The following is a 6,949-nucleotide window of genomic DNA, read 5'->3' on the forward strand; positions in this document are numbered from 1 at the left end:
CGTCGGACGCGGCACCCTGCACGGCCCGGCGGAAGTCGCCGAACCGGGCACCGGAGGGGCGCTTGGGGCGGGCGGGCCGCCCGTCCGGCCGCTCCCCGGTGGCACCGGTGGCACCGGTGGCGCCGTCGGGGGAGTCGGAGCGCGACGGCCGTGCGGAGGCGGCCGTCGCCCGGGGCGACGGCCGCCAGGGTCTGGCCCCGCCGACGCTTGGGCAGCCCGCTGGCGCCGTACTCCTGCGGCGGGGGCGGTGCGGTCGCGTACGCGCCGGTCCCGGCGGCCTCGCCGCCTCCGTCGCTCGGGGCGCGGTCGTGGCCCTGGGCGTGGCCGCCGGCGGGGCGCGCGGGCTCCGCCTCGCGGGGTGCGGGCTCCTGGGCGACCGCTGCGGGTTCCGCGCGCCGGACGTGCTCGGCCGGGCGCGGAGGGTACTGGGCGGTGTTCTGGGCCGTGCTCGGGGCGGCGTTCAGGGGGGTGCGCTGCGCCGGGACCGCGGCGGGGGCCGGGGCGGCGGGAGCGCCGGGGGCGAGGTCCTCGCGACGGGGCTCGGTCACCAGCTCGCGCGGGATGCGGACGAGCACGCCCGTCCCCCCGTGCGCGGAGGGCCGGAAGGAGACGGACAGGCCGTGCTTGTGGGCCAGGCGTCCGACGACGGCCAGCCCGAGCCGGGTGCCGGAGAGGGTGGACAGGTCGCCGTTCCTGGCCGCGACGGCCTGCTCGGCGCGGCGCAGCGCCACCTCGCCCATCACCAGCCCGCCGTCCTCGACGGTGATGACGATGCCGGCGGCCACCTCCTCGACGTACACGTGCACTTCGGAGGTGGGCGGGGAGAAGTTCGCCGCGTTGTCCATGAGTTCGGCCAGCGCGTGCATGACACCTTCGGCCGCGTGGCCGGCGATGGCGGCCTCGCTCGTGGAGTGCAGCCGCACCCGCTGGTAGCCGCTGATGCGTCCCATGGCGCCGCGCAGGATGGACTCCATGACGATCGGCTTGGCCCACCGCCGGCCCGAGCGGGCGCCGGTGAGCACGGCGATGGAGTCGGCGATCCGGCCCATCTGCGCGTTCCTGTGGTCCAGGTGCAGCAGGTCGGCGAGCACGTCCTCGTCCGCGTGCCGGTGCTCCATCTCGCGCAAATCCGCGGCCATGCTCGTGGCCAGCGCCTGGACGCGGCCGGCCGCGTTGGCGCACGCCGACATCGCGGCGGCCCGCATGCTCTCGCCCTTGTGCACCTCCCGCGCCAGGGTGACCAGCACCCGGCGCTGGGTCTCGGAGGCCACGGCGGGGGCCTCGGCCAGCGCGGTCTCGGCCGAGCCGCCGTCGCGCAGCCGGTCGACGACGGCGGGGCACGACCGTGTCGGCGAAGTAGGTCTCGGCCGCGTCCCGTTCGGCCGCCCGCGCGTGTGCGGCCGCCAGCGCCGCGCACAGGGCGCGGCCCGTCAGCACGGCCCGCGCCGCCACGGTGGCCGCCGCGCACAGCACGACCCCGGCCGCCCCGCTGCCCCAGGCGACGGCGGTGCGTGCCGACTCGTCGGCCGACCGGACGGCGAGCAGGCAGGCGAGGGCGCAGACGACGACGGAGACCAGCAGCGCGAGCGCCGTACCGGAGGCGGTTTTGGGGGCCGCGGGCCCGTTGCCGGCGGCGGGCCGGGATCCAGCGGCCGGCCGGCCGGTACCCGAGGCCGGTTGGCCCGCGCCTGCGGCCGGTGGCGGGGATATCTCGGGGGAGGTCATCAATCAGGTCCTAGGGGGACGGAACCGGACAGAGGCGAGAGCTGGGCCGCAGCCCTCCGATCAACGTCGCACCAATATAAGTCAGTTAGTGATCACTAAGTGACGGTGGGGGTTTCCGGTTCGGTGTTGTGGCGCGATGCGGTCCCCCGGATGCCGTCCCGGTGTGCCGCGCGAGGGTGCGGAGGGGGAGGCATCATGAAGAGTGTGAAGGTACGGGAGAGGCATCCAGTGCGCACCGATCCGGTGCCCCCGCCCGCCGACGGCATCCTGTGGGACGTCGTCGGGGAACTCCGCTTCCTGCTCATGCTCCCCGGGGCGCTGACCATGCAGGTCGCCCACCCCGCCGTGGGCGCGGGGGTGGACCAGCACTCGGTCTTCCGCACCGACCCCTGGGGGCGCGGTGAGCGCTCGGTGCGCAGTGTGCTGCTGTGGGTGTACGGAGGAGAGGAGGCCGCCGCCGAGGGGCGCAGGCTCCGTGAGCTGCACAAGCGCGTTCAGGGGGTGGACGCCCGCGGCAGGCGCTACCACGCGCTCACCCCCGCCTACTACGCGTGGGTGCACGCCACCGGCTTCCCCTCCTTCCGGCACTGCCAGCGGTACCTGGGGCGCCGCCCCTACACGGAGGCGGAGGAGCGCAGGCTGTACGCGGAGTGGCTCCAGGTCGGCCGCGTACTGGGCATCCGCGACCGCGACATGCCGCAGACGCTGGAGGAGTTCTGGCCCTACTGGCGCCGGATGCTGGCCGAGGAGATCGAGCCCACCGGCATCGTGCGGGAACTGGCCGCCGTCAACACGGACATCCCGCCGCCCCCGGTCCCCTCGCGGGTGCTGCGGGGCGTGCTGCGGGCGGCGTGGCCGCTGCTGGTGCACGGATTCGCCCGGCTGCGCCGCTTCGTGACGATCGGTCTGATGCCGCCGGACGCGCGGCAGGTGCTGGGGCTGCCCTGGACGCCCCGCCAGGAGCGGCGCCTGCGGCGGCTGGGCCGGACCCTGGCGCATGTGATGCCGCTGCTGCCCGAGCGCCTGCGCTACCTGCCCTACGCGCGCCGGGCCCGAGCCGCACACCGGGCCAGGACCGCACACCGGGCCCCGGCCGTGCACCGGGTGGCCGGGAGCTGACACGAGCCCCCGGCCGGCCGGGGGCGGCGTCGCACGCCGGAGCCGCCCGGCGCGGTGGCGCCGGGCGGACGGCCTCGTGAACCCCTCCCACTCAGCGGTGGTGCGGGTGGTCCGCCGTGTGGATCTTCTTCCACGACCTGGGCTGCTTCGGGGTGCCCTGGGCCGTGAGGGCGCCCTTCGCCGCCCCCGGCCCGGCGGCGGGCTTCGACGGCTGGTACAGCCAGGTGTCGAAGAGCCGCGCCAGCGGCTCGCCCGAGATCTTCTCCGCGTAGGAGACGAAGTCGCCCACGGTCGCGTTGCCGCCCTCGTGCTCGGCGGGCCAGCCCTTGAGGATGGCGAAGAAGTCCTTGTCGCCGACCTTCTTCCGCAGCGCCTGGAGCGCCATCGCGCCCCGGTCGTAGACCGCCGAGTGGAACTGGTTGTCGGGGCCCGGGTCGCCCGGCTTCACCTTCCAGAAGGCGTCGCCGGCCGGGCGCGAGGCGTACGCGTAGTCGGCCAGCTCCTGCGCCGTGCCCTCACCCTGGTCCTCCGACCACAGCCACTGCGCGTACCGGGCGAAACCCTCGTTGATCCAGATGTCCTTCCAGCCCTTGACCGAGACGCTGTCCCCGTACCACTGGTGCGCCATCTCGTGGACGACGACGGAGGTGTTGGAGCCGTCGGCGAAGTCGTCGGGGCTGTAGAACGGACGCGTCTGGGTCTCCAGCGCGTAGGTGGTGTCCGTGCCCGGGACATAGCCGCCCAGCGCGTCGAAGGGGTACTTTCCGAAGTATCCCTCCAGCCAGTCGGTGATCTCGGCGGTCCGCTCCACGCTCGCCCGCGCCGCGCCCTCGTGCTCGCCCAGGTTCTTGCTGTAGGCGTTGATGACGGGCAGTCCGGAGTCCGTGGTGTCCTTGGTGATGTCGAACTTTCCGACGGCCAGCGTGGCCAGATAGGTGGCCTGCGGGGCCCGCGAGCGCCAGTTCCAGCGCGTCCAGCCCGCCTTGGAGCGCTGCGACTGGAGCGTGCCGTTGCTGATGGCCTGGGTGCCGTCGGGGACGGCGACGCTGACGTCGTAGCTCGCCTTGTCGGTCGGGTGGTCGTTGCTGGGGAACCACCACCAGGCGGCCTCGGGCTCGTTGGCGGCCACGCCGCCGTCCTCGGTGCGGTGCCAGGAGGTGAAGCCGTTCACCTTCACGGTGGACGGGACGCCCGCGTACCGCACCACGACGGTCGCCCGCTCGCCCTTGGCCAGCGGCTTGGCGGGGGTGATCTCCAACTCGTGGGCGCCCGAGGCGGTGAAGCGCGCCTTCTCGCCGTTCACCCGCACCTCGGCCACGTCCAGCGCGAAGTCCAGGTTGAAGCGGGACAGGTCCTGCTTCGCGGTGGCCAGCAGGGTCGCCGTACCGCTCAGCCGGTCCGTCTTCGGCTGGTAGGTGAGCCGAAGGTCGTAGTGGGAGACGTCGTAGCCGCCGTTCCCGTAGTCCGGGTAGTAGGGGTCGCCCACGCCCGGGGCCCCCGGGGCCGGTTCGGCCGCCGAGGCCGGTACCGCCAGCAGCAGCGAAGCCGCCGCCATCGCACCCGGGACGATCAGTCTGTGACGCACGAGTCCTCCAGCTCTTGTGCCAACCCCCCGCCGCCGGGCACGCCGTTTGGCCGGGCCGCGACAGGAGTCACTTCGTCCGAAGGGTATGTACTCACGCGTCCCCCCGCATGTCCACAGCAACTACCGTCATACGATCGCCATCCGGACGACACACGCCCCCTTCTGCACACGCGTGCGCCCGGTTACCGTCCCCCACATGGTGATACGCGCGCGGCTCGGCCGCTCCCGGTGGAAGACGGCCGCCCTGACCTCGGCGGCGCTCCTCGTCCCCCTCCTCACCGCCACCCCCGCGGCCCGGGCGTCGTCCGACGTGGGCACCCCCTCCTCCGCCCCGCACACCGGCTTCGAACGCACGCACGGCGCACGCTGGACGACCCAGCCGGAGGAGCAGGACTTCCTCCGTACTCTCGACCGCACCAGCCGCCGGGTCGCCCTGGACACCATCGGCCGCACCAAACAGGGCCGCCCCCTGCGACTCGTCCGGATCGGCGCGCCCGCACCCGCCGGAGCCGAGGCCGTGCGGCGCGGCAACTCGGTGCTGCTGATCTGCTCCCAGCACGGCGACGAGCCCGCGGGCCGCGAGGCGTGCCTGAGCACCATCCGCGACCTGGCCCTGGCCAGGGACCGCGCCATGAAGCGCTTCCTGTCCCGTACCACCCTCCTCGTCGTCCCCACCGCCAACCCCGACGGCCGCGCGGCCAACACCCGGGGCAACTCCGACGGCGTGGACATCAACCGCGACCACCTCGCCCTCAAGACCGCCGAGGCCCGCGCCATGGCCGCCGTCACCCGCGACTGGCGTCCCGACACCGTCTACGACCTCCACGAGTACGGCGCCCATGTGCCGACGTACGTCAAGGACCTGCTCACCCTGTGGCCCCGCAACCTCAACACCGCGCGGGCCCTGCACAGCGAGTCCCGGACGCTGTCCGAGCGGTACGCGCGTCCCGCCGCCGAGGACGACGGCCACAGCACCGGCATCTACGGCATCTGGACCGACCCGGAGACCGGTGAGCCCGTCAAGCAGGTCGCGGGCGACGGGCAGGAGCGCATCCTGCGCAACACGGTCGGCGTCAAACACGCCGTCGGGCTGCTCGCCGAGACCCGCGTCGATCCCCTCACCGACGAGGAGAAGGCCGACGAGGCGGTCAACAACCGCCGCCGCGTCCGCTCCCACCTCTCCGCGCTGAAGGGCCTGTTCGACTTCGCCGGCACCCGGCGCGCCCGCATCGAGGCGGCCACCGACCGGGCGCGCGCGGCCGGCCTGGCCGACCGCGGCCCCGTCCACCTCGGCGGCGCCGACAACCAGCCCCCCGAGGACGGCCAGGTGCTCACCGACCCGCCCTGCGGCTACCGGCTGAGCGCGGCCCAGTGGAAGGACGTCGAACCGGTTCTGGACCTGCACGGCGTCCGGGCCGAGCCGCGCGGCGACGGCGCCCTGGTGCCGCTCCGCCAGTCGCAGCGCGCCCTGGTGCCGCTGCTGCTCGACGGGCGTGCCCGGTTCGCGCTGACATCCGCCACACCGGTGGACAACTGCGGCTGACCACCGCCCGGCACGTGTGCCAGGGGCCCGGCTCACTCCCCGGTGGCCGGGCCCACCAGCCGCGCCGCGTCCACCGCGCAGCCCCACGAGACGGTGACGCCCGCGCCCCCGTGCCCGTAGTTGTGGACGCACAGCGCCTCGCCGCCCCGCCCGTCGGGCAGCCGCTGGGCCTCCAGCCGGACACTCGGCCGGAACGGGCGCAGCCCCACCCGGTGTTCGAGCACCTTGGCGTCGGCCAGCCGCGGGTCGACGGCCGCGCAGCGCCGCACGATGGCCTCGGCGGTCGCCGGGTCCGGTTCCCTCTCCTCGGCCCCGTCCTGCGCCGTGCCGCCGAGGACCACGCCGTAGGGCTGCGGCAGGAGGTACGTCGTCTCGTCGGCACCGCTGGAGGCGGCCACGTACCACTCCTCGACGCCCGGGTTCTCCACCACCAGGATCTGGCCCCGCACCGCGCGGACCGACGGGTCCGGCACCAGTTCGCGGGCGCCCAGGCCGCTGCAGTTGACGACGACCGGCGCCACGGCCGCCGCCTGGGCGAGCGAACGGGCCGCGCGCCGCTCCCACCGGCCGCCCGCCGCCTCGAACCGGCCCACCAGGTAGGGGAGATAGGTCCGCATATCGACAAGCGGCGCGCGGGGCGGCGTCCCGGTCAGCGCCGCCCACTCCGGCGGCGGCGAACTGTCCGGCATGCTGCCGCGCACCAGCCGCACCCCCGTCAGCCCCGGCTGCTCCGCCAGCCAGGAGAAGTGCCGGAAGGAGCGGACCGCCCAGTCGAGGGCCCGCGCCTGAGGCTCGATGCGGTACGGCCAGATCAGTCCGCCGGCGACGGCCGAGGTGGTCTCTCCCGGCTCCTGCGGGCTCCACAGCCGTACGGCCATCCCCCGCTCGGCGAGCACCACCGCGGTCGTCAGCCCGATGACGCCGCCCCCGATGACGACGGCCGCCTCGTTCCGCTGTCTCACATCACCCATGCGAGG

General features: G+C 74.6%; 5 protein-coding genes. 2 read left to right on the forward strand and 3 right to left on the reverse strand.

Annotated features, from left to right (window positions below; translation table 11 throughout):
- The coding region (locus FM076_RS35390) for an ATP-binding protein (protein WP_430625936.1) at positions 1 to 1,271 on the reverse strand (1,271 nt) is incomplete at its 3' end.
- 649 nt (positions 1,272 to 1,920) lie between these two features.
- Between FM076_RS35390 and FM076_RS27650 the strand changes: the two genes are divergently transcribed.
- Positions 1,921 to 2,844: an oxygenase MpaB family protein gene (locus FM076_RS27650; protein ID WP_173873589.1), complete on the forward strand. Its 924-nt coding sequence runs from the start codon at positions 1,921 to 1,923 to the stop codon at positions 2,842 to 2,844.
- Between the two features lie 91 nt (positions 2,845 to 2,935).
- Here FM076_RS27650 and FM076_RS27655 read toward each other — a convergent pair whose 3' ends face one another.
- On the reverse strand, positions 2,936 to 4,429 hold the full coding sequence (locus tag FM076_RS27655; RefSeq protein ID WP_173873590.1) for a M1 family metallopeptidase: 1,494 nt from the start codon (positions 4,427 to 4,429) through the stop codon (positions 2,936 to 2,938).
- Between the two features lie 196 nt (positions 4,430 to 4,625).
- Between FM076_RS27655 and FM076_RS27660 the strand changes: the two genes are divergently transcribed.
- Entirely contained in the window at positions 4,626 to 5,972 is a 1,347-nt protein-coding gene (locus tag FM076_RS27660) for a M14 family metallopeptidase (RefSeq protein ID WP_173873591.1), read from the forward strand.
- A 32-nt stretch (positions 5,973 to 6,004) separates the two neighbouring features.
- Here the strand turns inward: FM076_RS27660 and FM076_RS27665 are convergent, their stop codons facing one another.
- On the reverse strand, positions 6,005 to 6,943 hold the full coding sequence (locus tag FM076_RS27665; RefSeq protein ID WP_173873592.1) for an FAD-dependent oxidoreductase: 939 nt from the start codon (positions 6,941 to 6,943) through the stop codon (positions 6,005 to 6,007).
- Between the last annotated feature and the right edge of the window lie 6 nt (positions 6,944 to 6,949).

It is taken from the genome of Streptomyces albus subsp. chlorinus (assembly GCF_013302895.1).
Taxonomy (GTDB): domain Bacteria; phylum Actinomycetota; class Actinomycetes; order Streptomycetales; family Streptomycetaceae; genus Streptomyces; species Streptomyces chlorinus.